This is a genomic window from Mucilaginibacter sp. UYP27, from assembly GCF_040547175.1.
In the GTDB taxonomy this organism is placed as follows: domain Bacteria; phylum Bacteroidota; class Bacteroidia; order Sphingobacteriales; family Sphingobacteriaceae; genus Mucilaginibacter.
On the sequence record NZ_JBEPPE010000013.1, the window covers coordinates 1 to 25699 of the forward strand.

A 25699-nucleotide genomic window follows, 5' to 3' on the forward strand; every position below is an offset into this window, starting at 1 on the left:
CTGCGTTTCGGTAATGATAGAGTTCTTCATCGTTTGACTGGTTAAAGTTAAGACTTTTCGTCCTTTAAGCAGTCCGGTTTTTAGGAGGGGTTACACATTGACGAACAATTACTAGGTTACCTTTCGGAAAAAAAACATTATATCACTGAAATGCTCCAACTCCGTCGTGTGATTCTCCAGGATGATCTGCTTGCAAAATCCATGACCCGTCTAAAGATCAATATGCCGGTAGCACAATTCGGTTTATTTATCCGTGTACAGATCGAAAAGGGTTTACTGTTAAAGGAAAATATCGGCGAACTTTTCAACTTTTTTGCCGCCCATTTCTACACTCCGCAAACCATGTTCATTTCAGCAGAAAGTTTGCGTAAGAAATCAACCGACGTAGAGTTTAGCACAGCCCAAAAACTTAAAGCGCATCTGATCGCCATGCTGAACTGGCTGAATGAAAATTATAACTTGTCAAATTATAAAGGATCATAGTTGACGCTGCTGAAATTCATCGAGTAAGCCGTGTGTTTTTAATAAAGCAAGCAGGTCCGCATACCAGGTGTAGGTAAAATCCTTTTTTTTGCTTAAACTTTCCAGCGATGAATCCAGAATATCATTTAAAGTGGCTAATCCTAAACGGCGGCATTGTTCGACAAAAAGCGCGTCGATATTCAGCTCGGCCAGCGGTATATTTATTGATGTCATAAATTAATTAGGATTTCCAATTGAAAGTAAAAATAAATTTTGATTACCCGGTAAATTTAGGCAATCAATCTTTAAATATGAAGTATACTTCATAATATCCTGACAATATCTGTTGCAATTTCGTTGGGTGAAGAATGTCCGCAATGAAATTATTATAAAAGCGCTTGGCGACCGTGTAAGGGAACTTAGAAATAACAAAAAGCTTTCCATGGAAAAACTGGCTGAACTATCTGGCATAGATTATCGCCAGTTGTCTTATATCGAGCTGGGTCAGACCGACCCCAGCCTGAGCACTTTATATGCCCTGTGCAGCGGGCTTGAAATGCCTTTAACTGAACTTATGGATACTGAAACCTTGAGATAACGGAAAATTATTTCGATTTAAAAACCCTACATATTTCTATTATAACCCCATTTTGCGACAGGGGGTGACCATCAAAAGCCACCCCCTGTCCCTGTTTTTGCCCCTCTCTATTTTCGTGCTTTGACCCAGGAAATGATAGTTAAACCAACATTTTAAGGAAAGAAAATGAAGCTGAAAGATCTGGTACACCTGTTAAAAACCGCTGCCGAGCAAGGCGCCTCGAAGGCACTTGCCGAAAGCGGACAGTTACAGTACCAGCTCTCCAAAGCAGAAGCCTACCGACTTTACGGCCGGGGCAATGTGGACCGCTGGATAAGCGAGGGCTTAATACGTCCCATCACACGCAATGGCGAAATTTCCCGAAAGTGCCTGGACCGGAAAAAACTGGAAGCTGTTGCAGCATCCAGTAACCGGATCACCTACCTGCCTGTGGCAGAAAGGTGAATATCATTTCCGTCAGGTCTTTGACGTATGGGGATGAGGCATTATCCTGCGAATAGCAGGAAATTTTGCGAAGGTGAGGTTAGTACCGCGCCGGGTCAAGGCTGGTATGCAGCCCTGTGCCGGGCCTGTCAAGCACCAACAACTGAAAGCGCACTGGCAGGCGAAAGCCCGTATCGTAGGATACGACGCAGGTAGTCCCGAATTTATAAACCGGCAAAAGTGGATTGCACCGGGTTCGTTACCCGTTGCCGGTTCTCAAAGAATATTTTTTTCCACCTCTAAGTATTTTCCCATGAACATATTACTGACCAGCCATCAGCTCGGCCTGCTCTTACGCGACGCCGCGGAAATGGGGGCCAATTTGGCGCTTTCCAAAACAGGCAGAATCAAACCTTACCTGAACAAATCGGAAGCGTTCCGCCTCTACGGCCGGAAAAATATTGAGCGCTGGATTGAACAAGGGCTCATTACATCCCGCAAGGACGGTGACCGCTCGGCCACATGGCGCATTGACCGCACCGAAGCGGAAGCGATCCGCAAGTCACTGGACGCTATGCTCCATTTCTAAAACCGATACTAAATAAATACAACTATGATAACAACATTCTTAAATACCGGTTCCACACGGGAACAGGTATCCCTAAGCATGCTTTTTTCCAGGCTGGGTTACCAGCCTACCAAAAGCTCAGGCGATGAAAAGCTATACCTGAATGTTTTAAGGGATACAGAAACCAGCCCCACGTTTGCCATCAATACGCAGCTGGACATGTGGTTCGACCGCTTTACCAAAAAAAGCGGTGACATCATTGATTTTGGTATGGCTTACTGGTCAGGTCTAAATTCGGACCAGGTTATGGAAAAGATCAGCCTGCTTTGTGCCAGTCGGCAGGAAACCATTATAAGCGATGACCGGGCCGGAAGAAGAAAAAGACGGGCGGTTAAAATTCCTTATTATCATATCGCCGAAACTCGGCCAATTGGCTGCAACCCAGAGATCACCGCCTATCTGCAATCTCAGAGGATCTGGGAGATTGCCCTCGGACAACTTAAAGAGGTCTATTATTACGTCGTTGATGAAAAGTACCGGCGCAAGGATTTTTTTGCTGCCGGTTGGCAAAATGAGAATGGTGGCTGGGAAGTAATGGGTCGGAACTTCGCAGGCTGCCTAGGCAGAAAAGGCATGACCTTTATAGCTGGCGATACAGACAGGTTGATCCTGTTTGAGGACTATATCAGTTACCTCAGCTGGAAATATGCCAACAGGACGGCAGGTCACAGCATCCTGGTCATGAACGCCCCCGAATTTTTACCTGCCGCAAAGAGCAGGGCTACAAAATTCCGGGATGTAGCTTTTTTCTTCGGAAAAGAACACCTGAACGTACAACTGCTATCTGCTATTGAAAAAGCCGATACCTAACTAATTTTTACTGCCATGCCTGAATATGTAGATGTTTCCACGTTGGCAGATATTTCTATCGTGGATTTTTTGGCCCGCTTGGGCCATCATCCGGTCAGAAAGACCGGAAAAGAACACTTTTACCATAGTATGCTGCGCGAGACCAAGAAAGATACACCCTCTTTTACAGTGTGGGATGCCGGAAACTGCTGGAAAGACTGGGGCGGGCCAGGTGCGACAGGAATTTATAAGGGCGGTATCGTACAGCTGGGCATGGCTTACTGGCCGAACCATTCCTTTGTGGAGGTGCTGAACAAGATACAGGAGGTTTGCAATCTTGATACCGCAAAGATCCCTGAATACGTCCCGCCCAAAATGTACGCTCCAGATCCCGAAAAAGGAACCTTTGAATGGAAGTTGACAGACGTCCGGGAACTCGGCAGTAATTTCGTGCTTAACCAATACCTGCTTTCAAGAGGGCTTTTTGACATCGCAAAAGCCCAGCAGGTAAAGGAAGTTTATTACAAGCGTACAAATAACCCTGAAAATACTTCTGTGTATTATGCGGTCGGCTGGCAAAACGAACACGGTTCCTGGGAATTCTCCAATGCAAAGGGTTTTAAGAGCTGCATTGGCCCCAAAGGTATTTCATTGATCCCAGGCGATGCACATCATGTTGCCGTATTTGAGGGTTACACGGATTACCTGAGTTGGCAGAAACTGCACCCGGATTCAAGGCCAACGGTTATTGTTTTGAATGCCATTACGATGCTAGGTTATGCCATGGAAAGGATCGGTAACTTTCAAACGGTAGATGTGTATTTTGACAATGACGGCCCTGGCCGTAAATGTTTGCAGGAACTAAAAAAAGAAATACCCGTTGCGGTTGATCGGTCTTATGAGTACCAGGGATATAACGATTATAACGATAAATTGAAAGCCAGCCTGCACGACCCAAACCGCTCGGCATATAAACCATCCGCAGAAATACTAAGTCATCAAACCAGCCGGAAACGGTAACCCAGTTCAGCTATTTGTATAAACGGCTATTCAGCTTAATGGTTAGCTGTTTATCTGGCTATCTATTTATTTCTATATATAATAATATGGATATTCATCTATGTCTACAGGCAAATATATACACGCCTATATTTCCCTCTATTTGGATAGCTGTCTGCATAGCTAAATGGCTATGCATTTATCTGCCTATATGGATTTACAGCTATCCGTTTATCAGTATGGCTGTTTATTTCCATATCTGTATATACGCTTAGCTTTTATACGGATATACCGCTATTTGAATAGCTGTTTATTCAAGGGGATAAATATTCCTATAATCGTATATCGGGTTGTTCTTAAAGGCGACTAAACCTATATACGATGGTACAGCGCACTACCTAGTTGACTTCTGCGTGTTGCACGAAAAACACGGTCAAAGCTGGGGCGATGTCCCCTTTTTCACCTAAACGGCATAACCGCCTTTTTTGTTTTGTATTGGGCAAGTTGTGTTTTTGTCCGTACAGCCCGCCTACGGCTGGGCTGACCAACAAAAACGAACTTGCCTCGCCTTGCCTAACCCCGCTGGGGAAAGGCAAGACTGAGGGAGAAAAAAGGTCGCAACTCCCTTTTTTTCCGACAACGCGGTCATACCACCGCCATAGGGCAACCGCCCCGTTCCAGTTCTTAACCCTTAATTTTTAAAGTATGTTATTCAGCAATCCTTTGACGGGAAAACTCGTCAGGGCTTTCCCATGCCCGTTTTTTTCAACCCTTAATTTATTTAAAAGCGCCGCCAATGCTTAGCCACGGCAGTCTATTTAGCGGTATCGGCGGTTTTGACATCGCCGCTACCTGGATGGGATGGACAAATATTTTCTCCTGCGAAAGGAACCCTTTTTGTCAAACCATACTAAAACATTACTGGCCTAACACCCATCATTATGACGACATCTTTCAATTCAGCGCAGCTCAGTTTCGAGGACGTGTTGACATCATCAGCGGGGGATTTCCCTGCCAGCCTTTCAGTCACGCCGGAAAGCGAAAGGGCAAAGCGGATGACCGCTACCTCTTCCCGGAGGCTTGCCGAATTATTACAGAAGCAAGACCCCAGTGGATCGTTCTTGAAAACGTTGCTGGCCTGTTCAGCATTCTCGAACCAGACAGTTTATCTGAAATGGAAATTAAAGCGGTTGAGCTTTTTTGTCAGGACGGTGACCACGAGGCGGACAGCACCATTGTCCGACTCCAGCGAAGGGTTATCGGAAGCATCATTTCAGAGATCAGTGCAGCAGGATATGTATTACCACAGCTTAAAGACGGCACGCCAGTCGTTCTGTGTATTCCGGCTGCTGCCCTTAACGCCCCGCACCAAAGGGACCGGGTCTGGTTTGTTGCCCACGCCAACCGCGACAGAGATCGCCAATACCGGGACAACGGTAGCGCAGGTACAGGAAGGCCGGGAACTGGCCGACCGGAAGAACGACAAGGGAACGGGCGGGCAGGTCTCTTTGACGGATTTTCTGATCTACTACACACTTCAGGCGCAATCAACCACATACAAACTGGCACCGAACAATACGCCAGTGTCGATATTGGACCGCCTGATCCGCATATTGCCCGGCGCGGAACAGACTGGCAAAACCACATTCCCGGCTGGCAAGTATGGCCAGCTGAACCCCCGTTTTGTGGCGGAAATGATGGGCTTCCCGCCGAACTGGACGGAATTGCCTTTTCTGCCTGGCGAGCCGAAAGCGTAAAGGCTTACGGCAATGCTATCGTTCCGCAGGTCGCGCTGGAAATATTTAAATCGATCCAGTCTTATAAGGTGCGGGTTTAATAACGTGGCCAAATGAAAAACACATTTCCCAAGAAAACACGACGCTTTGAACTCCGTCTGACTGAAGAAGAATTATTGCAATTCCTGGAACTGGAAAAATCTCTGGGGATCAGCCGCGCCGACATAGTACGTATCAGAGTATTGAGGAACTCCGGCAAAATGCTGCTCAACGGCCGGGAGCTGCTAAACCATCTTGACCATATCGGCGCAGAGCTGGGCCGGGCGGGTAATAACATCAATCAGCTTGCCCGGCACGCAAACGTACTTGGCAAGCAGGGACAGTTAAGCCAGGACATAACAGCCACTTTCAATGAACTATTTGTCCGGTACATCAGCGATCAGCGGGAACTTGAAAAGGCTTTGAGGCAGATCATCCGCTTACTAAAGTGACACACAATGATCGTGAAAATTCTCCGGCCATCTGCCGCTAAGTCCCAGAGCTTTAACGGCATCAGTTACAATCTCGGGAAGGTAGAAATGGACAAAGGAGAACTGCTAAAAACGGCGAACTTCGGTGCTTTGCAGGGTTTAGATCATCTGCGCCCCAAAGATTATTTTAATTATCTGGCCGCATGGTCCGCAAGAAGCGCACGTATAAAATTGCCTCAATTCCATGCGGTCATTTCCTGCAAAGGCCGTTCCCATTCAAAGGAACAGCTAACAGAGATCGCCGACAGATGGCTTCGCGGCATGGGCTACGGCGATCAGCCTTACCTGTTGGTATTTCATAAGGATACCGATAACAATCATATTCACATGGTTTCGACCCGCATTAACAAGGAGGGCCGAAAGATCAAGGATAGTTTTGAGCAATTGCAGGCATACGAGGTTTTGAACCAGGTTATGGGGGAAGATGAAAAGTACAAGGCCGAAACTGACCTCACCAAAGCATTTAGCTATCATTTTACCACTCGCGCCCAATTTATGATGACCCTGGAAATGCAGGGCTATTCGCTGAAACTAGTAGGTACAGGATATCAGGTTTCTAAATTCGGCAAGCAGCTGGCCAGCGTTGAACTGGCCGAAGTAGATGCCCGGATCAAATTGTATGATAAGAATATAGACAGGCTAGCCCAGCTCCGGGCCATCTTCTATGATTATCGCAAAATCCACGATCCGGCCATTATTCCTGTTATGGCACCATTGCCCGGAGGACGGTCTGCAAAGCCTACCGCCTATACCTCTGAAATGGCCCAATTATTAGCTGGAAAATTTGGTGTCGAGGTACTTTTTCATGGAACAACCGACAAGCCGCCCTATGGCTATACCCTTATTGACCATGCGAAAAAAACCGCCTACAAAGGGAACGACCTGATGCCGATTGCAGAATTTATCAAACCTTCCCTGCAAGCGGACGCTATACAGGAACTAGCGAATACCAGAACCAAAAGAGCCAACCAAGGCGCAGACCGGCTGGATGGCGAAACAGAAATGCTAGAACCTAAGGGTTTTGAAAATGAAGGCGACACAGTTGAAGACAGCAAGACTTTGCCTGAAACAACTTCACACACAACCTGGATGCCAGAACTCAATATTGACATTTCAGATGACATCGACGATGAGGCTATACTCGGACGTAACCGGCAGCGAAAGCGCAAGGCGCGGACGAACACCCGGTAGTAAATCCGCCACCAATATAGAACGCTTAATATTTCATACTATTTAAAATCTACAATCATGGTCATATTAATTGGAAATCAGAAAGGGGGCGCCGGAAAAAGTACGCTGACCCTACTTTTTGCAAACTACCTTACACAGGTACAAAACCGAACGGTGACCGTCCTGGATATGGACTATCAGCAATCGTTGTACTCCAAAGCTGAAAAGGCCAAAGTGCTGGAAAATCAGCCGCTTTACGAAGTGGTACCGGCAGACCTTAAACATTTTCCCGCATTGTACAGATCACTCAACAAGGTTTCCCGTGAGATTGTGCTGATCGATCTTCCCGGAAAGATGGATGATGACGGGCTGTTGCCGGTATTTGGTGCGGCAGATGTAGTGCTGTGCCCTTTTTCCTATGATGAGTTTTCAGTCGATTCTACCTTGCTGTTTGCAATGGTTCTGCGCAAGATCAACGATAAGGCGCCCTTTATTTTTATACCCAACCGGATCAAGAATACGGTCAAGTACGAAACCAGGGCAGAGATCGAAAGGGTAATGGAGCGTTTCGGGGTCATTGCGCCGGGACTTGCGGACCGGGTAGATTTCCAGCGGATCAGCACTTTTCAGACGCCCCTTATCCTGATGCCTGTGGTGCTACCGCTGCTTGACCTGATCTATGACCAATACCTCGGCTGGGAGGATCAGGCATGACCGGCATAAGGTCCCTTGCCGATGAACTAAGGGAGACCATTAAAAATAGCGATGAAGTCGGCACGGACAAAAGTTCACCTGTTCCTAAAAAGACAACAACGGTTCAAAGAAAAACAAAGGGGTTAGGTGATGATCTTGAAAAGCTGCTGGAAAGTATCCTGTCCCATCAACTTGCCGGAAATGAAAAACTGCTGATCCGCCTGGACGACCGTACTATTTTCCTGCTTAAACAACTGAAGATCGCCAAGGGCATCGACATGAACAAACTGATCGCTTTCAGCCTGCAAAATTTCTTTTCCAGGCATCCTGAACTTATCCAATATATAAAAGACAATATTAAAACCATCGAATTATGAACTGGACACAATTCTTAATCAGCATTGCTGCTGCCTACTTATTTTATTATGTACTCAATGTACTTTACGACCTGTTCCGGGCTGGGGGCAACGGGCAAACGGAGACAGATCAGGACGAACTTGTCTTTTCCGAAGAAAATACCGCCCAACCAGTTGGAGAAGAAACCGCTGATCCGGCAGAAGCCGCACCAACCCGGCAGGTCATATCTTCCGGCCCCCTGCAATCTACCGGTGCGGTAAGCCTTAAACAGCTCTTTTCACTGGCGCAGTCAGACCTGATCGAATGCACCAAAGCCATTCCTTACTAGCATCGCAATGAAACGCTACAGCATCCTTTTGAAGACAGCCCCGGCTGTCTTTTTTTTTGCACTGCCATTTCAAGCCGTAGCCCAACCGGGCATTTCAGAGTTCTATGATGTCAGCGGTGAAATGCACCGCTGGTATTTCAGCCTTTCCGATATGGTGCTCGTACTCGGAGCTATCAGCGGGATACTGGGCGGTCTGCGGGTCTATGCCAACTGGCAATCCGGCAAGCACCACATCGACGCCCAGGTCATGGGATGGTTCTTTTCCTGCCTTTTCCTGTCGGTGATCGGCGGTGTGCTAAAAGCCCTTTTCGGGGTACACTAAAAGCTTTTCAATTTTCAATTCACCCTTTAATTTTTTAATCCATGACAGTAAAAACTAAAAAACTGTTTGCATTCGCTGCGCTTTCCATGCTGGCAGCTCAATCTTCAATGGCCCAGGGCGGCGGTTCGACCGGTATCAACGCGGCTACATCCTCGCTTACCAGCTATGTTGACCCGGTATCCACCCTTATCCTCGCCATCGGCGCGGTCGTCGGACTGATCGGTGGCGTCCGCGTGTACATCAAGTGGAACTCGGGAGATCAGGACATCAACAAGGAATTAATGAGCTGGGGCGGTTCCTGCTTATTTCTTGTACTGGTTTCTGTGGTCATCAAGGCGTTTTTCGGCGTTTAATGACCGCTAAGTATGCAATTTATAAGGGGCTCCAGAAGCCCCTTATTTACCGCGGATTCAAGGGCAAATTTATTTATTGGGGCATCGGCTCCCTGGCAGGGGGCCTGATCCTGGGCGGTCTGATCGGCGCACTGACCAGTATGTACCTGGGCGGTTTTGTCACCATTGCCCTGATCTCCGCCGGGCTCGGCTTAACTTTCTTCCGCCAGAAAGACGGCCTGCATTCCAAAACCCGGAACACCGGCATCATTGTCCATCCCGTCAATTTAAAAATCAGTTATGTCCAGAGAAAGAAAAACAGCATTTAGCCTTCCTTATGCAGGTGTGGATTCCTATAGGGACCTTTCCATTCTCTACGGGGAAAAAGGAGATTTTTCTGTCATCCTGCACCTGTCCAATCCCGTACTGCAATACGGCGCCGATCCGGACGCCTATTCCGCCTATCAAAACCTGCTGCTTAACATTATCAAGATATTGGGTGAAGGCCATATCATCCAAAAACAGGATGTTTTTATACGCAGGAAATATAAAGGGGAAAACGCCGGCGAGTTCCTGCAACAAAAATACCATGCCCATTTTGACGGCAGGGAATATACGGACATCAAAACCTATCTCATCATTACCCGTCAGGTTAAGCGGGGCACTTTTTACACCTATGATAAAAAGGTGCTCGCCGATTTCGCCCAGAACATGGGCAAATTATACGACCTGCTGGCCAGTTCTGGCATGGCGCCAAAATTCCTGAGCGAAGCAGAGATCAACCGATATGTCACCCGAATCCTGAGCATGGAGTTTGCCATGCCGCACATTGCTTTGAATAATCTGCGGTGCGGTGACCAGCAGCTGCACATGGGTGACAAAGCGATTCGCTGCATCAGTATGGTCAATACGGATTCCATTGATCTGCCGGAAAAGGTCGGCCCCTATACCGTAAAACAGGACAGTAAGGGCATGAGGGATTTTCCCGTAGACAACCTTTCGTTTCTCCATCATGTGCCGGGCTACCAGGTCATCATCTATAACCAATTGCTGGAAATACCCGCGCAGCAAATGACGCTGAACAAGCTCGAATTGAAGAGAAAACGGCATTCTGGCGTGCCTGATCCGGCGAACCTGATCTGTGTTGAAGATATAGATCAGCTGCTTGTCGATGTGGCAAGGGACAACCAGTTGCTGGTCAATGCTCATTATTCCATGATTATCAGTGCGGAAAGCGACCGTCTCGGAAAAGCGGTTAACCATATTGAAGCCGCACTTTTTCAGCAAGGCATCATTCCGTCCCGCAATGCCTATAACCAGCTGGAATTATTCCGCTGCGCTTTGCCGGGAAACGGCGTCGAGCTTAAAAAATACGACTGGTTCCTTACGACTGCCGACGCTGCGCTCTGCTTCTTTTTTAAGGACGCGCTGTTAAAAGACGAGCAATCGGATTTCCTGATCCGATTTACCGACAGGCAGGGCATTCCGGTTGGCATTGACCCGGCCGATTTGCCAATGCGGACCAACAGGATCAATAACCGCAACAAGTTCGTGCTCGGCCCATCGGGATCGGGGAAAAGTTTTTTCATGAATGCACTGATCGAGCAGTACATGCTTTATAATATGGATGTGGTGATCGTTGATACCGGGCATTCGTATTCTGGTATGTGCGACTATTTTAAGGGCAAGTACATCACCTGGTCGGATAGCAAGCCGATCACAATGAACCCCTTTGCCATCGGTGAAGATGAATACAATATTGAGAAGAAGGATTTCCTGGTAACCTTAGTTAGTCTGTTATGGAAAGGTGCCGAGGGAACTGTAAGTGCTGTAGAGCGTGATGTGATCTCTAATGTGATATCCGCTTATTACAGCCGATATTTTAATCCAGATTACCCCGGCCTGTCCCATAAGGAACTTATCAGCATACGCAGGCGAGTTGTTGAAGCAATGAAGGAAGATCCCCTTTCCGATTTTGAACCTGAGTGTTTTGATGATGATATACTTATCCGCGAAATAAGCAATTCGGATGAGGCTTTGCTCACAGACAACCCTGAGGTTTCTCCGTTTCAGGCTGCATTCAATCAAAAATATCTTACTGCCATAATGGAAGAAAGAAAATTGGGCAGATCAAGGTACGAACGAACTGGTATTAGGTCACTTGACTTTAATACCTTTTACGATTTCGCAATCTGGAAAATACCACAGATAAAAAGTGAAGAAAGTATATCTTTTGACCTGGATGAGTTCCGCTATGTGCTGAAAAAATTCTACCGGGGCGGAGAGTTCGACAGCATCCTGAACGAGGCCGCCGATTCTTCGCTGTTCTCTGAGCGCTTTATTGTGTTTGAAATTGATGCGGTAAAGGAAAATCGCATACTGTTCCCCATTGTGACGCTGATAATTATGGATGTATTCATACAGAAAATGCGGCATCGAAAAGATCAGCGAAAGGCCCTAATTGTGGAAGAAGCCTGGAAGGCCATCGCTTCCCCGTTAATGGCAGGGTACATTTTATACCTCTACAAGACCGTTAGAAAGTTTTGGGGCGAAGCTATCGTAGTCACCCAGGAATTGGGTGACATATTGGGCAACGCCGTTGTTAAGGACAGTATCCTGAACAACTCGGATACCATCTGCCTGCTCGACCAGAGCAAGTTCAAGGAGAACTACAAAGAGATTGCAAAACTGCTGGCCATTACCGATACCGAACAGAAAAAGATATTTACCATCAATAAACTGGACAATACCGATAACCGTGGCCGCTTTAAAGAGGTATATATCCGGCGCGGATCTACCGGCGAGGTATACGGCGTAGAGGTGAGCATTTTTCAATACCTGGCCTACACAACTGAAAAGCCTGAAAAAAGCGCGGTGGAAACCTATACCAAAACCTACGGAAATTATCAGGCAGGTCTGGAAGCCTTTGTTTCTGACCTGGAAAAGAGCGGCCTGACGCTTGAAAATTTTGTCCGAAGGATCAACAAGGACGGGTTGCCCACGCCCGGTACACTCGAATACTTTAAACCTGAATTTGTATGAAAAAATTAATATTGCTTACTGCGCTGTTCCTTTCGGGCCGCGCAGGATTTTCCCAGATATATGTTGACCCGGCAACCGCCGCAGCAATGGCCGTACATTCTGGCACGATAAACGGCCAACTTAATAAAACCAACGATAACTTGACGCTGATACAGCGTGGCCAGCTGGCAGTTACAGGCCAGTTGGTGATCGTGAATAATTTGCAGCAGCAGATCTATAAGGGATTGAGTGAGGTATCAGGCGCGGTCCGTTCGCTACTGGCGGTCCAGGATATTGCCGAGATCAGTGTAGATATTGTTGGTGATGTTAACAAGGCCGTGGCGCTGGCACAGAGCAATCCTGCCTTATTATTGTTCGCCGAATCCGGTGCCCGCGAGTTCAAGCGCCGCGGAACTGCGTTGGCTACCGAGGTGAGTTCCTTTGTTATGCAGGGCGGTATAAATAACCTGATGGATTCCGGAGAAAGGGCCAAGTTGCTGAACCGTATCAGGACCGAGCTCATGATCCTACGGGGTGTAGCCTATGGCATGCAGCGCACCATGTTCTGGGCAAAACAAAGGGGTATTTACTGAAAGACAGCAATGACCGCGATAATTAAAAATAGGATGAAAAAGTTGATCACTATAATATTCCTCGCCCAATTGGGAACAGTTTCCTTTGGTCAGGATACGGCTTATATCAGCCGTGATAAGGTAACCGCTTTGTTTTTTAAGTCGGACGTGAGTATTGTCGGGAATATTCCTCCGGATTTTCAGGCAAAACAGTTAGAAAGCGGATTGATTACTTTGAAGGCGAAAAATGCCGATTTTAAACTTTCAAAACTGGATGTTAAGGATAGGAATACAAATCAGGTGTTTCATATTCCGGTACAGTATTCCTATGGCAGAGCTGGCCGCAGGATGGACATTGCACCGTCGAGACCGGTTATTACGGTTAGCCGCACTTTGTTCAATGCTGATGCGCAGATTGGAAAGCAGCTGGCAGCGGGTAAACGCTCGGATGTTGTGGACCGGAAGAAAACTGGCGGGGTAAAAGCCTGGGTCAATAAACTTTCCCTTGCGGACAACCATATTTTTTTCAGGATGGATATTCGTAACAAATCCCACTTACCCTATGATGTGGATTTCATTCGCTTTTATATCAGGGATCTGAAAACTGTTGCCCGCATGGCTACCCATGAACAGGAGATCGTTCCTGTTTATTCTTCATTGAAAAAGCACACGACGATTTTGACAAAACAACAAATTGCTAAAGTATTCGCCTTTCGCCGTTTTTCCCTATCCGAGGACCAGGCACTGAATGTGGAAGTCTATGAGCGCAACGGGAACCGCCACTTATATCTACAGATCAAACAAAAGGATCTCGACGACCTCCATACCATTAACCCGGTACCGCAGCAACCGGACAATACTTATGCTGCGATAAAAATTAATTAACCATTTATTTCATTTTAAATCATTACGTTATGAATACGCAAAATGCTGAATTCTTAAAGAAAAGCTTGCTAAACCTGGGGTTTGGTGACAAACTGAATGCCGAACTGGATAAGGAAATGGCGGCTAAAACGCCCGAATTTAAGTTGGGATTGCAACACGAGTTTAATCAGAAGACCATCGATTACACCCTGCATTTCAAGGCCGGTGATAACCAGGACATGTATTTTTTTAATAAATACGATGCCACCGTCAACCACAAGGATGACCTTTCAAAAAATATTGATCAGACCTTTTTCATCAACAAAGGCAGCGGCATAACCGCTAAAGAAGCTTTTAATTTGATGGAGGGACGTGCCGTTCACAAACAACTCTACAATTTAGAAGGTCAAAAATACCAGGCTTGGTTAACCCTGGATGATAAGAACCTGACCGACAATGGCAACAAAAAGATCAAGCATTACCATGAAAATTATGGCTTTGACCTGGATAAAGTGCTTGCCGGTAAAGGGATCAAAGAACTGGAAGATCCGAAGGCCAAAGAGGAACTGATGTATTCGCTGAAAAAAGGTAATGCGCAGCAAATTACCGTTGGTGGTGCCGATGGCGATAAAAAGTATTTTATCGCTGCTAACCCGCAATTCAAAACGGTTGATCTGTACGACCACCAGATGAAGAAGATCAAACGGGAAGAATTATTGCAGGTCGAACAAAAACCGACCAGGAACTTAAAACAACGTGAGCAGCAAAAGGAGGATGCTCCTGTAAAAAAGCAGTCGCGTAAAGCAAAGGTTCACGTTTAATTTTAATTTTCAGAAACAGGTCTTCTATAGGCCTGTTTCTAATTGACCACTAACCAGTATTGATATGGAAAACACCATTCATCCCCATAGTAATCTTCTAAAAATAGCCGACCAGCAATGGATTGATCTGGTTGAATTGCTAACGGAAAATGTTTTAGCCCTAAACAGACGGCTATTAACGACTGTAGAAATAATGTATCGAATAGATGGTCATTTCCCTGTTTTTCTTTTCCGTTTAACATCTATCTTAGAATACCCGGAGGATGGTGATTTAATGTCTGAAATTTCAGGATTTTCTTTTGGCTATGATACGGATATTGACAACGAGGTTTATATCCAGCCGTTAAGTTCAGACGGTTATTGGGAAAAATTTCTTAAAGAAATTGGTATCACTCACTTTTTTAGCCCCAACAATGTCGGGATGAAGAAACTTTATAAATTTCTTTCCAAAAATCTCAAAATCTGGGATAATGAATTGCCCGCACAAATAATTGTTCTTAAACCGAATAAGTGGCGAACTTTGCTATCCGTTCCTGCTGCCTGAAGACTTGTATCTTTTAGTTAGTATTAGAGGTCATATTAAATTCTTGTCACAGAATTAGGGTAAATTTTCGTAATAGTTGGCACAGAATTAGGGTAGATGTATTTATCGGCCATTTTTAATTTCATAATTACCGTAACTGTATACCTTTAATTCGTGACGCAGTGAGTCCAGAATTGAAGATTTAATAAAACGATCCCATTGAACAAAGTATGCCATATTCAACGCTCAAAAAATATCATAATAGTCAGCTTTGAATAACCTTTATTTTTATCTCTGCGGCGTGTTCTCAATATCAGCTATTATTGGCTAATTAATCTTCTTTTTGAACTACCCGAATTTTTCTAATGATGAGTAAAGGAAGCCGCTAAATGCTACTAAGCGTAAAATTTTGTCATCATTCGATAGGTTTATTGAAATGAGGTGATATTTTTGAACAATGAAACTTTTAATCGCTAATATACCGCCTCGCCTAAAAGATGATGAGTTCAAGCAAATGCTTACACAGTTTGGTCAGGTGGGCACTATCAAGCTGCTAACTGATCCGGAAACAGGGAAACGGACAGGGTTTGGTTCGGTAGAAATGCCCGTTAGATCGCAGGCTTTTACCGCCATCTCGGCCTTGCATGACAAAATGATCGACGGATACAAATTATCATTGTCAGAATCGTTGAGCAATAGTACAGATCGTGCTGGCGCACCTGATAAAACATTCGACCACACTGAGCAGTACAAAAACAAGACCGACTCAAACAATGGGTAGCCAAAGGATTTCTAAATACATTGTTGCTTTTGCTCAGTTAGGAGCCTTGAATAAAGTGTTTCATACCCGGCCATTTGGACGTCATGCTTTAGTAAATGACAGTGTGAACGTTTATAAGGTATCGCATTTTTCAGATATGGTGGCAGATTATCGCGGTTACTTTAAGGTAGATTACAACGAGATCTATCTCCAGTTTCCTGCGGAACTGTGGTCTGCCTTTTTAACGGAAAAGATTCAACTCGTGCCCGATGACCTGATCATCGAATTGTATAAAGGCTGGAAAACTTATTGGAAAGTCCAGGACTTGAAGACTAAAGATCAGGCGTTGTCACTTGAGGAATTTCATATAATGAGCGCTGCTATTCAGCGGGGTAACCCTGTTTTGGAGGCGGCGAAAGTTAATGAAGAAGTTTTCTTCCCTGTCATCGCGCTGACGATTAAGCGCCTTTATGCAAACGCAGGCATATTTTATGCTGATTGTGTACGGATGATGACCGGACGTTTTTCGGATCACATCGGGGACGGTCTGCTATTTGTGAAGGTTGGTCCGAACGACTACCCGGATGATGAAACCTATTTCGTCTATACAGTTGATGAAGATTTTTAAATGATCATTTTTTAAGGATGAAAAGTTCATAGCACTTCTCTGAGTGCTTCACTTCATTTACTATTACCAACTAGGATGCAGACAAGTTTAAATACCTGAATTATTTTTTCATTTGTTGTCATTACAGCGAGGCATGACACATTAATACGTCACAAATGTTTTCGCTATCGCTTTTTGCAATTCAGAAGGTACACGACATTCACCGGCATAAGTAGGCCAGGACTTTATGGTGGCTGCTATCTGGCTGATCATATCATCAGCTTTTTTAATATTCATTTGTTTGGCGACATCCAACAGATCTTTACGGTCTATGCCTTGTCTTTTTCCATTTACACTTAAAGATTGCTGGCTGACCCAGGGACTGTCAGGACGATAGGCATGGCAAACGTCATAAGCCGGGGCTAATGCCCATTGTCCGCTTTTATCCATTGTAAAGGCAAAATTTTTGGTGTGGTCATCACAGTTTCTCGCCAAAACATTAAATACCATTCGGCGGTACATTTGCTCAGCCTGCGGATAATCCAACCGTAAGGTGCGCATGGTTTGGAAAAGCTGCTCATAGCTGTAAGTGCCTACATTATTGAAATCAAAATGCTGCATGGCGCAAAAAGTTTGAACGTGTAGCTTCCCCTGGTCTGGAATTCGGTCAAACCGCCTGGTCATAAAGTGTGCCCGTCCATGCTCTTCCAGTAAACGGCACTCGGTCATTTCTATACCGCAAGCCACCGCCATTAAATGGTACGCCATTTCAACACGCCCATAATCCCTCGAAGTGCCAAATTGCGCATCATGTACGCCATCAAATTTGATGAGCCATTGGGTAAACCCCTTGGGAGCTTCGGCTTGTCCGCTTCGGACTTCACCTGTTTTTGGATTGTAAGCGATAACGGCTTTAGCCCGGGCACCACCTGCAGAGGTTCCGATCTTTAAAATATCCAGTAATCCTTTTTCTTCGTCTTTGGATAGGTCGGTTTGAAAGTCCTTTCTGCCGGATAGGATAGCTTCGGATATTTCAACCAGGCTATCTACTTCTAACTTAGTGGAAGTATTCTTACCTTTTGGTTCAACAGGTTCAAATTCAAGTGCGCCCATACCACGCTTCCCGATAAAACAGAGCATTTCTACGGGATTCATGCTATCCGCAGGACGACCAACTCGTGCCAGCCACGCGTTAATTATGGTGTTTCCATAGCGGTCCGGCAAAACATCAGCCAAGAGTCCGGGTAAACCCTTAAAGGTTTGGCTGTCTCTCAATTCCGGGAATGAAAAGATCCTGCCGTTAGCTGTGCCAACAGGCATCTTGAGCGGTGCAATATCCAGGCCCTTTCGTAAAAAAGCAGGTTCAAATTCAAAATTGGCTACTCCCTTATCAGCATCCCACGCTATTGCACCAACTCGCTCATTCCAAAGATTAATAAATGCGCTATTGATCATTACCAGTTAACTTTTGTGTTGAGGCTATCGTTGTCATTATTCCTCGCCCTTTGTCTTTTCTGTTGTTCCAGCTTAGCCAAGGCTAAAGGACTTACTTTTTGTTCTGCTTCAAAAGCTTGCAGTATAGGTAGCTGCTCCAATACCCTTAAGACCTGAAGTAAAGAAAGTAACGTACCTCCATTACCTTTTTCGATCTGGCCCACGGTAGAACGGTTGATTCCTGCGGAATCTGCCACTTGCTGCTGTGTTTTATTTTGTTGTAACCTGCTTTGTTGTATGAATTGACCAATAAGTACTAAAATACCCTTATCGCTCATGGCATACCAATCTGTGCTCGTTTTTTCCATCACTAAATACCTTTAAAGACATTAATGCTTATTTTTATCAACAAAAATACAACTATTTTTTATAACTAATATCATGGTTGATAATGTTTGTTTTTTCAATCTTTAATATGTATAATGAGTTTTAATGATGGAATTTACCATCTTTTTATAAGATTTTCGACAGTCTGAGTAAGGTAGGGAGCTGTTGTAGATTGGACACTTAATATTTACGGGAAAGGATACCGCCGCTGTTCTTTCCCGGTGAATACAAACGATGGGTTTAATCCATTATTTACAAAATATGTTTTCCTCTTAAGCCCTATGAATTCGGCAGGATAAATGAAAAGGTTGTTTTTTCAGTGTCCGAAGTAACCTTTGATTTCCCGCCGTGGGCTTTGGCTATTTTAGAGGCGATAAATAATCCCAACCCTAATCCTTCTTTCATCCCATTGGAGGTATCGCGGGAAAAAGGTTCAAAAACAGTTCTTATTATTTTTGTGGGGATAGGTTCACCGGAATTTGATACACTAAACCTGAATCCATTTAAATCAAGCTTATAAAACTTAACTTTTTATAATAAATTTGCAGCGTGAATTTTCTATGCTTGATATTATCTTTTTATGTAGTAATGCTTTCTTTAAAGCCGTGCTGTGCAGATAATGATTGTATGAGTAAGGCTCTGATTCATCAAAAGGAACAGGGACGTAAACTGCCTGCTAAGGATAAAGAATGCCAGGGCTGCTCGCCGTTTTTTACCTGTGGGACTTGTGCCGGATTCGTTATTGTAAAAAAGCTAACTTTTGATCTATCTATAATTACAGAAAGCCAGGAGTTGACTTATTTTGATTACCAGCAACCTTTCGTTAAGGAGATTTCACTTTCTATCTGGCAGCCGCCCAAGTTGAGTTGATACACAAAGCACCCTTTGGGGCAATATTCTTGTATTTACTTAATCAATATTTTTCATGAAAAAACTAACTGTGCTTTTGATAGCACTGCTTTACACGGGTATGTGTTATGCCCAAAATACGTTCCTGGCTATAATTAGAGATGCCAAGACCAAGGAAACATTAATCGGCGTCTCTGTATCAGTACAATGGACAAAGATTGGCTCCATTTCCGACACGAGTGGTTTGGTCAGGCTTTCAAATGTGCCTGATGGCCAGCAAGTGCTCAAGTTTACCTACGTCGGTTATCAACCACGAACAGATACACTGTCTTTCCCATTGACTCAGACAGAACCTCAGGCAATCATACTACAGCCTACAGGTAAGGGGGACGGCGAGGAACTTGACGAAGTGGTTATTGGGGCTACCCGCAGTAGCCGGACAATCGCCAATATTCCTACGCGGGTAGAGGTGATATCCGGTGAGGAACTGGACGAAAAAGGCAATATGAAGCCCGGCGATATTCGCATGATGCTTAATGAAAGTACAGGAATCCAAACGCAGCAAACTTCGGCGACCAGCGGTAATTCCAGCATCAGGATTCAGGGGCTGGACGGTAAATACACGCAGATCATCCGGGATGGTTTCCCGCTATATTCCGGCTTTTCCGGCGGATTGGGTCTGTTACAGATAGCGCCACTTGATCTGAAGCAGGTAGAAGTGATCAAAGGCTCCTCTTCGACACTGTATGGCGGCGGCGCTATTGCCGGTTTGGTCAACCTGGTATCCAAAACACCTACGGATGAACGGCACCTTGATTTTATATTAAACGGCACGTCCGCATTGGGCCTGGATGCGAGCGGATTTTATTCGCAGAAGTTTTCAAAAGTTGGCGTTACTATTTATGCGGCCTATAATCATGGCACTGCCTACGACCCGTCTGATATCGGTCTTTCTGCTATTCCCCGATTTAATCGCTACACCCTTAATCCCAAACTGTTTTTTTACCTGAGTGATCGGACGACCTTAATTACAGGTATCAATTCAACAGTAGAAAATCGTATTGGTGGTGATATGCAATATCTACGCGGCGACGGTGATGCGCAGCATTCTTATTTTGAACTAAACAAAACAGGCCGTTACAGTACTCAGGCAGAGCTTGATCATAAGTTAAACGACAAAGAAAAGCTAACTTTCAAGAATAGCATCAGCTATTTTGACCGGAGTATCAGTTTACCCAATTACCGCTTTTCCGGTGTACAGGTATCATCTTATAGTGAGGCTAACTACGCGTATAACAGTGAAAAGACAGATTGGGTAGCAGGGTTAAACTATTTGACAGATAACTTCAACGAAGACAAAAACAGTAGTTTCCCGCTTCGCAGCTATAATTACAATACGCTTGGCGCATTCATACAAAACACCTGGAATGCTACCGACAAGTTCATTTTGGAATCAGGAATAAGAGGCGATTACCACAATGATTACGGATTCTTTTTCTTGCCGAGAGTTTCCGGGCTGTATAAGATCAATTCGCACTTTTCTACACGGTTAGGTGGCGGTTTGGGTTATAAAGCACCCAACGTATTTACCGAGGACGCGGAACGTATCGAGTTCAGGAATGTGTTACCTATAGATGTGACTAATACCAAGGCGGAAAGATCCTATGGCGCAAACTTCGATGTTACCTACAAAACAGGTTTGTTTAATGACCAGGTAAGCTTCAGCATTAACCAGTTATTCTTTTACACCCGTATTAACAACCCGATCATTTTGACTCCTATAGCCAATGGAGATTTTCAATACCTGCAACCGCAGGGTGATCTGAATACTAAAGGCATGGAAACAAACGTCAAACTAACTTACAATGCCTTTCAGTTATATATCGGTTATACGCTGGCAGATGTAATGCAACATACCAATAACACGGTAAGTGTTTATCCATTGGTCTCTAAGAACAGACTGAATAATGTGTTGATGTACGAAATTGAGCATAAACTAAAGATCGGGCTGGAAGGCTATTATTACAGTCCTCAAAAACTCAATGACGGAACGACTGGCCGTGGTTATTGGACTGCCGGGCTAATGGCCGAAAAGATATGGGATCGGTTTTCGCTATTCATCAATTTCGAGAACCTGACGGATACCAGGCAAACAAAGTTTGGCCCAATCTATTCAGGCAGTATAACCAGCCCGGTATTTCAGGATATCTACGCACCTTTAGATGGGTTTGTAGTCAATGGCGGAATTAAGTTTAAACTGTAATAGATCTCAACTATGGAAAAATCATCACAACGACTATACAGGCTGGCACTAGCAACATTCATCCGACCTCATACCCACATTATTCTGATAGGATGCGATAGAGTTCCAGGTTAAGATAATAATGAGCTCCTTCAATGGTGCGACGCGATAAAATACCCAATTCGGCTAATTGATTTAAATAGTTGCGAGCCGTTTTTTCCGCATACATACCCGCGTCTTGCAGGTGTTTGACTTTTGTAAAAGGTTGGGTGAAGATCGCGTTGACGATCTGATCAGGCCGGGCAATATTCGTATCAGCGATTATCGCTTCTAAAATAGCGTCTTTTGCCGCAATAATATCGTTGATCTTATTATAAGTCAGATTGGCTGTTACTTCTACCGCTTTGAGCATATATAAAAGCCAGCTTTTCCAACTACCTCTTTGTGTGATACCGGCCAGACCCGAATAATAATCTTCCTTATTTTCCATGATATAACGGCTCAGGAAAAGTATAGGATAATCCAGCAGGCCTTTTTGAGTCAGATAATGAATATTAAACACCCTCCCGGTCCGCCCATTACCATCACGGAAAGGATGGATCGCTTCGAACTGAAAATGCCCGATGGCCATTTTTAGCAAAGGGTCGATAGGGTATTTTTGATCATCATTCAGAAATTCGATCAGGTTGGTCATTTTAGCTTCCAAAATGCCTTTTCCTCTTGGCGGCGTATAAAATGCTTTTCCGGCATTAGGCCCTGTACCACCTTCTTTGATGTAGATCTGCGCTGTAGGTGTCCTGATACCGTCAGGATATTGACTGATCACCCGGTACATCCGGATGAAGTACTGTTCATCAAATTTGGGTTGTTGGTTAAGATGGTGATAACCTTCCCATAAGGCTTCCCTGTAATTCAGTATTTCTTTTGCGGGGCCGTGTAAGCGCTGGCCTTGCTGCTCACTGTAGGCTTTGTAAAGTTCGTCATCTGTGGTGAATATATTCTCAATGGCACTTGAAGCTTTCGCCTCCTGCAAACTGATTGAATTGATCAGCAGACCTTGGTTTGGGATAACAATGCTCCGCCCTTGCAAACGCCCCAATGCGGCCTTTGCATTTCCCAACTGTAAAAGAATCTCGATATCCTCGTAAATTTCTTTTGAAGGCGGCAAATCCGGAAGATCGTTCCAAGGTTTTGTACGGTCCGGATTGATTTTATAATTGACAGGCATGATCAAATATAAGGATAGCAAACGGTAAAATCGAATATTTATACAGTTTACTATTGCTTCTGACAATAAAACAGAATGAATTTCACCAGTAAACGGTATAATATTGTTTTTTTACCGTTTTGTATGATTTTTGACGGTAAAATTCAAAGTATTTGAATAGCAAACGGTAAAATGTATTTTTTTTACCGTCAAATTCTCTTGTCGAGATGAAGTATTAGTCTATCAATTTCTTCCGGAGTAGTTCTACAACTGCAAAGGTTACAAGCTATATCTTTCTATGCATGATGCTACTTCTACCCTTGCCAGTAATGGATAAAAGGTCGATTGCTCAAAATCCCGCTTCTGCATTTTTGCTTCGCTGCAAAAGCATGCGCTTTATCTATAATTTCTAAAAGTCCGGCCAAGAGCATTATTCAGGACTTCACTTGTTTACCCACTTATTGCATTGCGCCGGGAAAAGCTTCGCTTGCCTTCATGCTGCACTTGACCTACTGCTAAAATATCAGATTGCTTTCAGTAGCTATTTTCCAATCGAAACGGAGAAAAAGGCAGCTAAGGTTTTGCCCGCATTTCTTAAAAATTCTTAAAAATCCGCAAAAGACTACGGCATAATGAACCGCCCTCGTTCCTCGGCCTGTTCACCCTGTGGGACTTATTCCGAAAAACTGGACTTGTGCGGTGAAAGGCATTTCACAATTTTCAATAACACACCAACTACCGTATCTTGAGTTTAGGTGTTAACCGCCTCGTTGAAGACCTGGTTGATCTAGGCTTCAACGAGGTTAGTGTTATCAAGGATAACGCTAACATTAGCTACGTGGTAATTTCTAATTTTGAAATTCCGGCAGGAAGCTTTCGCGGCAAAAATATAGACTTGGCCATACCTGCTCCTGATCAATATCCGCAGTTATTCGGGGCGTCAATCCATTTGCGGAGCGATCCGCATTTAGTGCCATTCGGCCAAGTAGCGAATGTAAGAAATGTCATAGCGAGTGGCTTAGGTTCTACCTGGCAGTACTGGAGCTATCGTTTTAACGTTTTGCCGGATAATCCATCCGCACAATTAATCAGTCAAATCAATGAAATATTCAGAAAAAACTAAATATGAAGAGTTAAGTGTCGCTGTATCAGCGGCGCTTAACTTAATTTTAAATCAACATTTGCTACGAAAGGACGAGCAGGAAGATGTGGTATTTGCGCTTTATAAACCATCCTACGGGCAATTGCGCTTTACAGCGATAATACATCAGGTGATTTTGCCTGTAGATGGTGATCGTGATGTTCACGGTAATGTAGAGATTCACAGCCAGTATTTTAAGAGAATTTGCAAACTTGCAGCCGAAAAAAAATCAGGTATTGTTTTATTACATAGCCACCTGGGTCCGGGTTGGCAAGGAATGAGCATTGACGATTTTGCAACGGAGCGATCCTATGCTGCTAATGCAGAATCGCTCACGGATTTACCCTTTGTTGGGCTTACTTTGGGGACGGATGGTGCCTGGAGTGCCCGCTTTTGGGAAGAACAAAATGGTTGGTACGAAAAGCGCTGGGCTGCGAGTGTAAGAGTCGTCGGTAAAGAATTAAAAGTTACTTATCATGACGGACTGCGGCCAAAACCCGCCTTCAGAGAAATCTATAAAAGAACATTTACTGTTTGGGGGCCTGAAAATCACGCGCAATTAGCCCGTTTACGTATTGGGATAATTGGCCTGGGAAGTGTGGGTAGCATTGTTGCCGAAACTTTGGCCCGCATCGGGCTTGAACGGTTTGTATTAATTGATTTTGACGAAGTGCAACTCCATAATCTTGATCGATTACTGGGCGCTTATCAACCGGATGTAGGTATGGCGAAAGTATTGGTTGCCCAGCGGCAGATCCAAAAATCAGCTACAGCGGAAAAAGTTCAGATACATACGGTTAATGGCGGGATTACGGAAGAATCTGGTTACAGGAATGCACTGGATTGTGATGTGCTGTTTAGTTGCGTTGACCGTCCATGGCCGAGGCAAATACAAAATCATATCGCTTATAGCCATCTGATTCCGGTAATAGATGGGGGGATTCAGGTTCGGATCGATCCGGAAACCGAGGCGTTCATTGGTGCTGACTGGCAACTTCAAACAATAGGACCAAATCGTCCCTGTTTACAATGCCTGGAGGCATTTTCACCTGCGGATGTTGCTACCGAGCAAGCCGGTTTATTAGAAGACCCGTCCTATTTGGCAGGGTTGCCGGTTGATCATGCTTTTAAACGTAATGAGAATATTTTTCCCTTTAGTGCCAATCTAGCTTCGCTGGAGGTTTTTCAGCTCATTGAAATGGTGACTGGGATAGCCGGCGTAAACTATTTCGGCACGCAAAGGTATTCTTATAATCAAGGGTATATCAGGCTGAACGACGAACGTCACTGTCATGCCAATTGTTACTATCAAGGCAATCTGTCATTAGCGGATACGGTAATCCCACCGTCCATTGGATTAGATCATTCCGCTGATAAGGCACGGAAACGTCAAAATTAGTTTAACTGGCGCAGATATATGTCCGCGCCAGTTAATTACATTGGTTCCATTGAGACCGTTTTGCCTGCAAGAGGGTGAGTGCAGTCGTCAAGGTAAGCTATCATTCCTTCCGTTACAAAGGAGTGGCACCGGTGAATGCCAAGTTTCTTATTACCTGCCACCATTACAGAAGCTCTGATCGTAGGCCTAGCCAAAGTTCCTGTAAGCGTGTGATAGGTACCTGCTTTCGGCGCTATACTGACTAAATGATTGGCTTCGCATCCAGGGCAGTAGAAAATATAATTCCCCTTACTATTTAAAATCGGCTGAAGCACGTTGACTTTCAATGTTTTGTCAGGTCTCCACTTTTTAAATATTAAAGCAGTGAGCCTATTTATATAGTGAATTATCCGATGAAAAATTTGCATTAAGTATGTATTTTTAAAAATTTAAGAAATTGTAAAAATAATATATATACATTAGACGTCTAAACCTAGTGTATATCTCTGATATATGCGATGATATC

General features: G+C 44.6%; 32 protein-coding genes. 26 read left to right on the plus strand and 6 right to left on the minus strand.

Going from position 1 to position 25699, the window contains the following annotated elements; genetic code table 11:
• Positions 1 to 150: 150 nt before the first annotated feature.
• Positions 151 to 483 (plus strand): hypothetical protein, encoded by a 333-nt coding sequence (locus ABIB39_RS21205; protein WP_354432188.1) that lies wholly within the window; start codon positions 151 to 153, stop codon positions 481 to 483.
• On the opposite strand, the gene ABIB39_RS21210 is transcribed toward ABIB39_RS21205, so the two are convergent.
• Positions 478 to 696 (minus strand): hypothetical protein, encoded by a 219-nt coding sequence (locus ABIB39_RS21210; protein WP_354432189.1) that lies wholly within the window; start codon positions 694 to 696, stop codon positions 478 to 480. The genes ABIB39_RS21205 and ABIB39_RS21210 overlap by 6 nt on opposite strands.
• Before the next feature lie 127 nt (positions 697 to 823).
• Between ABIB39_RS21210 and ABIB39_RS21215 the strand changes: the two genes are divergently transcribed.
• The 21 genes from ABIB39_RS21215 to ABIB39_RS21315 all read left to right on the plus strand — a co-directional run bounded on the left by ABIB39_RS21215 (position 824) and on the right by ABIB39_RS21315 (position 16556).
• A complete protein-coding gene (locus ABIB39_RS21215; RefSeq protein ID WP_354432190.1) occupies positions 824 to 1060 on the plus strand; it encodes a helix-turn-helix domain-containing protein in 237 nt (78 codons plus the stop codon).
• Positions 1061 to 1225: 165 nt separating this feature from the next.
• Complete coding sequence (locus ABIB39_RS21220; protein ID WP_354432191.1) at positions 1226 to 1504, plus strand: hypothetical protein; 279 nt, start codon at positions 1226 to 1228, stop codon at positions 1502 to 1504.
• A gap of 292 nt (positions 1505 to 1796) precedes the next feature.
• Positions 1797 to 2072, plus strand: coding sequence for a hypothetical protein (locus ABIB39_RS21225; RefSeq protein ID WP_354432192.1), 276 nt, complete (start codon positions 1797 to 1799; stop codon positions 2070 to 2072).
• 24 nt (positions 2073 to 2096) lie between these two features.
• On the plus strand, positions 2097 to 2921 hold the full coding sequence (locus tag ABIB39_RS21230; protein WP_354432193.1) for a DUF8464 domain-containing protein: 825 nt from the start codon (positions 2097 to 2099) through the stop codon (positions 2919 to 2921).
• A 15-nt stretch (positions 2922 to 2936) separates the two neighbouring features.
• Positions 2937 to 3920, plus strand: a complete 984-nt coding sequence (locus tag ABIB39_RS21235; RefSeq protein ID WP_354432194.1) for a DUF8464 domain-containing protein — start codon at positions 2937 to 2939, stop codon at positions 3918 to 3920.
• 775 nt (positions 3921 to 4695) lie between these two features.
• Positions 4696 to 5736 carry a DNA cytosine methyltransferase gene (locus ABIB39_RS21240; protein ID WP_354432195.1) on the plus strand — a complete coding sequence of 347 codons (1041 nt, stop codon included), beginning with the start codon at positions 4696 to 4698 and terminating at the stop codon, positions 5734 to 5736.
• 12 nt (positions 5737 to 5748) lie between these two features.
• The gene (gene mobC / locus ABIB39_RS21245; protein WP_354432196.1) at positions 5749 to 6126 is read left to right on the plus strand and encodes a plasmid mobilization relaxosome protein MobC; all 378 of its coding nucleotides are present in this window, start codon (positions 5749 to 5751) and stop codon (positions 6124 to 6126) included.
• Between the two features lie 6 nt (positions 6127 to 6132).
• On the plus strand, positions 6133 to 7356 hold the full coding sequence (locus ABIB39_RS21250; RefSeq protein ID WP_354432197.1) for a relaxase/mobilization nuclease domain-containing protein: 1224 nt from the start codon (positions 6133 to 6135) through the stop codon (positions 7354 to 7356).
• Positions 7357 to 7413: 57 nt separating this feature from the next.
• Positions 7414 to 8049, plus strand: a complete 636-nt coding sequence (locus ABIB39_RS21255) for a ParA family protein (protein WP_354432198.1) — start codon at positions 7414 to 7416, stop codon at positions 8047 to 8049.
• The gene (locus ABIB39_RS21260) at positions 8046 to 8405 is read left to right on the plus strand and encodes a hypothetical protein (RefSeq protein ID WP_354432199.1); all 360 of its coding nucleotides are present in this window, start codon (positions 8046 to 8048) and stop codon (positions 8403 to 8405) included. Before ABIB39_RS21255 ends, ABIB39_RS21260 begins: the two co-directional genes overlap by 4 nt.
• Complete coding sequence (locus tag ABIB39_RS21265; protein WP_354432200.1) at positions 8402 to 8713, plus strand: hypothetical protein; 312 nt, start codon at positions 8402 to 8404, stop codon at positions 8711 to 8713. Before ABIB39_RS21260 ends, ABIB39_RS21265 begins: the two co-directional genes overlap by 4 nt.
• Positions 8714 to 8720: 7 nt before the next feature.
• The gene (locus tag ABIB39_RS21270; protein ID WP_354432201.1) at positions 8721 to 9035 is read left to right on the plus strand and encodes a DUF4134 family protein; all 315 of its coding nucleotides are present in this window, start codon (positions 8721 to 8723) and stop codon (positions 9033 to 9035) included.
• Between the two features lie 41 nt (positions 9036 to 9076).
• The gene (locus ABIB39_RS21275; protein WP_354432203.1) at positions 9077 to 9388 is read left to right on the plus strand and encodes a DUF4134 domain-containing protein; all 312 of its coding nucleotides are present in this window, start codon (positions 9077 to 9079) and stop codon (positions 9386 to 9388) included.
• A complete protein-coding gene (locus ABIB39_RS21280) occupies positions 9388 to 9696 on the plus strand; it encodes a DUF4133 domain-containing protein (RefSeq protein ID WP_354432204.1) in 309 nt (102 codons plus the stop codon). The genes ABIB39_RS21275 and ABIB39_RS21280 overlap by 1 nt, the downstream gene beginning before the upstream one ends.
• Positions 9668 to 12409 carry a TraG family conjugative transposon ATPase gene (locus ABIB39_RS21285; RefSeq protein WP_354432205.1) on the plus strand — a complete coding sequence of 914 codons (2742 nt, stop codon included), beginning with the start codon at positions 9668 to 9670 and terminating at the stop codon, positions 12407 to 12409. Before ABIB39_RS21280 ends, ABIB39_RS21285 begins: the two co-directional genes overlap by 29 nt.
• Positions 12406 to 12981: a hypothetical protein gene (locus ABIB39_RS21290; RefSeq protein ID WP_354432206.1), complete on the plus strand. Its 576-nt coding sequence runs from the start codon at positions 12406 to 12408 to the stop codon at positions 12979 to 12981. Before ABIB39_RS21285 ends, ABIB39_RS21290 begins: the two co-directional genes overlap by 4 nt.
• A gap of 33 nt (positions 12982 to 13014) precedes the next feature.
• Positions 13015 to 13845 carry a DUF4138 domain-containing protein gene (locus ABIB39_RS21295; protein WP_354432207.1) on the plus strand — a complete coding sequence of 277 codons (831 nt, stop codon included), beginning with the start codon at positions 13015 to 13017 and terminating at the stop codon, positions 13843 to 13845.
• A gap of 29 nt (positions 13846 to 13874) precedes the next feature.
• Positions 13875 to 14645: a hypothetical protein gene (locus ABIB39_RS21300; RefSeq protein WP_354432208.1), complete on the plus strand. Its 771-nt coding sequence runs from the start codon at positions 13875 to 13877 to the stop codon at positions 14643 to 14645.
• A gap of 64 nt (positions 14646 to 14709) precedes the next feature.
• Positions 14710 to 15189: a hypothetical protein gene (locus ABIB39_RS21305; RefSeq protein WP_354432209.1), complete on the plus strand. Its 480-nt coding sequence runs from the start codon at positions 14710 to 14712 to the stop codon at positions 15187 to 15189.
• A gap of 436 nt (positions 15190 to 15625) precedes the next feature.
• Complete coding sequence (locus ABIB39_RS21310; RefSeq protein WP_354432210.1) at positions 15626 to 15949, plus strand: RNA recognition motif domain-containing protein; 324 nt, start codon at positions 15626 to 15628, stop codon at positions 15947 to 15949.
• The gene (locus tag ABIB39_RS21315; RefSeq protein ID WP_354432211.1) at positions 15942 to 16556 is read left to right on the plus strand and encodes a hypothetical protein; all 615 of its coding nucleotides are present in this window, start codon (positions 15942 to 15944) and stop codon (positions 16554 to 16556) included. The genes ABIB39_RS21310 and ABIB39_RS21315 overlap by 8 nt, the downstream gene beginning before the upstream one ends.
• Before the next feature lie 141 nt (positions 16557 to 16697).
• Here ABIB39_RS21315 and ABIB39_RS21320 read toward each other — a convergent pair whose 3' ends face one another.
• The 3 genes from ABIB39_RS21320 to ABIB39_RS21330 all read right to left on the minus strand — a co-directional run bounded on the left by ABIB39_RS21320 (position 16698) and on the right by ABIB39_RS21330 (position 18821).
• Positions 16698 to 17990: a type II toxin-antitoxin system HipA family toxin gene (locus ABIB39_RS21320; RefSeq protein WP_354432212.1), complete on the minus strand. Its 1293-nt coding sequence runs from the start codon at positions 17988 to 17990 to the stop codon at positions 16698 to 16700.
• On the minus strand, positions 17990 to 18337 hold the full coding sequence (locus ABIB39_RS21325) for a helix-turn-helix domain-containing protein (protein WP_354432213.1): 348 nt from the start codon (positions 18335 to 18337) through the stop codon (positions 17990 to 17992). Before ABIB39_RS21325 ends, ABIB39_RS21320 begins: the two co-directional genes overlap by 1 nt.
• Positions 18338 to 18635: 298 nt before the next feature.
• Complete coding sequence (locus tag ABIB39_RS21330; protein ID WP_354432268.1) at positions 18636 to 18821, minus strand: ATP-binding protein; 186 nt, start codon at positions 18819 to 18821, stop codon at positions 18636 to 18638.
• Between the two features lie 84 nt (positions 18822 to 18905).
• Here ABIB39_RS21330 and ABIB39_RS21335 point away from each other — a divergent pair, with 84 nt between their 5' ends.
• Together ABIB39_RS21335 and ABIB39_RS21340 are read left to right on the plus strand one after the other, a co-directional pair.
• The gene (locus ABIB39_RS21335) at positions 18906 to 19226 is read left to right on the plus strand and encodes a DUF6660 family protein (RefSeq protein WP_354432214.1); all 321 of its coding nucleotides are present in this window, start codon (positions 18906 to 18908) and stop codon (positions 19224 to 19226) included.
• Positions 19227 to 19281: 55 nt separating this feature from the next.
• Complete coding sequence (locus ABIB39_RS21340; RefSeq protein ID WP_354432215.1) at positions 19282 to 21468, plus strand: TonB-dependent receptor; 2187 nt, start codon at positions 19282 to 19284, stop codon at positions 21466 to 21468.
• A gap of 79 nt (positions 21469 to 21547) precedes the next feature.
• On the opposite strand, the gene ABIB39_RS21345 is transcribed toward ABIB39_RS21340, so the two are convergent.
• A complete protein-coding gene (locus ABIB39_RS21345) occupies positions 21548 to 22675 on the minus strand; it encodes a Fic family protein (protein WP_354432216.1) in 1128 nt (375 codons plus the stop codon).
• Positions 22676 to 23399: 724 nt separating this feature from the next.
• Between ABIB39_RS21345 and ABIB39_RS21350 the strand changes: the two genes are divergently transcribed.
• A complete protein-coding gene (locus ABIB39_RS21350; protein WP_354432217.1) occupies positions 23400 to 23777 on the plus strand; it encodes an E2/UBC family protein in 378 nt (125 codons plus the stop codon).
• The gene (locus ABIB39_RS21355) at positions 23755 to 25194 is read left to right on the plus strand and encodes a HesA/MoeB/ThiF family protein (RefSeq protein ID WP_354432218.1); all 1440 of its coding nucleotides are present in this window, start codon (positions 23755 to 23757) and stop codon (positions 25192 to 25194) included. The genes ABIB39_RS21350 and ABIB39_RS21355 overlap by 23 nt, the downstream gene beginning before the upstream one ends.
• A gap of 35 nt (positions 25195 to 25229) precedes the next feature.
• Here the strand turns inward: ABIB39_RS21355 and ABIB39_RS21360 are convergent, their stop codons facing one another.
• On the minus strand, positions 25230 to 25601 hold the full coding sequence (locus tag ABIB39_RS21360; RefSeq protein WP_354432219.1) for a ubiquitination-like system serine protease family protein: 372 nt from the start codon (positions 25599 to 25601) through the stop codon (positions 25230 to 25232).
• Between the last annotated feature and the right edge of the window lie 98 nt (positions 25602 to 25699).